The 317-nt window shown below is 56.5% G+C and carries 1 protein-coding gene; it reads right to left on the bottom strand.

Annotated features, from left to right (window positions below; translation table 11 throughout):
• Positions 1-317, bottom strand: a 317-nt coding sequence (locus EE949_RS00005; protein WP_164666634.1) for an AAA family ATPase, incomplete at both ends; no start/stop codon positions are given.

The raw sequence follows: 317 nt of genomic DNA on the forward strand, positions 1-317 counted from the left end.
ATCTGAAACTGTCCGGATTGATGAGCTGCAACGGCAGAATTTCAGCAAGCTGTGCAGCACTGCGCGCATTCTGCCCATCGATGCGGATCTGGAATTCACCTTGTCTGTCACGCGCTACACCCAGACTGCTATGCCCACCTTGGGCAAGCTCGACTTGACCGAAGACCGTGCAAGACGGTTGCTCATACTGGATGACTGGAAGCAGACGGCTGCTGCGGAACGAACGAGCGATGCCCAGCAGATGGATAGCTTCCAGTACGCTGGTTTTGCCGCTGCCGTTGGCGCCGTAAAGGATATTGATACGCGGAGAGGGGGAG

It is taken from the genome of Pseudomonas viridiflava (assembly GCF_900602065.1).
Lineage (GTDB): Bacteria > Pseudomonadota > Gammaproteobacteria > Pseudomonadales > Pseudomonadaceae > Aquipseudomonas.